Raw genomic sequence first — 637 nt, forward strand, 5'->3', positions numbered from 1 at the left:
GATATAGCGATTGTCCGGTATTTCCACCTTTTCGCATGCTTCAATTGCGTTATCTAAAAGGTTCCCTAAAATCATGCTGAAGTCTGACTCATTAATGGGGAGATTATCGATTTGGCTGATATTTAAAGAAATGGGAATCTCTTTTGTATGAGCCACCATTAGTTTCATAGATATAATGGCGTCAACGGAAGAATATCCGGTTGATTGCTCTGCTTTTATTTCTTCATATCCACTCTGTAGAATACCAATATACTTTTTGATGTTTTCAAGATCACCGCGCACGGCATAATAGCGTAATATTTCAAGGGCATTTTTAAAATCGTGATTCCATGTGCGTATCATTTCTTTGGAGCGCTTAATATTGGCTTCCTCCATCGTAAAAAGCTGCAATCTATGCTCCGCATCCAATTTTTTCCAGATAGCAGATCCCATCTTGTCAAACAAGAGAATAATAGCTGTCATCATTACAAGGATCGCAAAGCTAATAATGATCAAAATACGGCGTTCATCCGGAGTACGTTCTGCGTTTATGGAGAAACCTACAATTTCAGCGACTGAAAAAATACCGATGGCAACAATGCCAATAGAAATGATCTGAATGGCGGGAGACAAAGAAATCTTATTCTTTCTTGGGATT

Annotated in this window: 1 protein-coding gene; it reads right to left on the minus strand. The window is 38.3% G+C overall.

The annotated features are described in order from the left end of the window. The coding region (locus CHK_RS08035; RefSeq protein ID WP_152651669.1) for a GHKL domain-containing protein at positions 1-637 on the minus strand (637 nt) is incomplete at both ends.

The organism is Christensenella hongkongensis, assembly GCF_000981035.1.
GTDB lineage: Bacteria > Bacillota > Clostridia > Christensenellales > Christensenellaceae > Christensenella > Christensenella hongkongensis.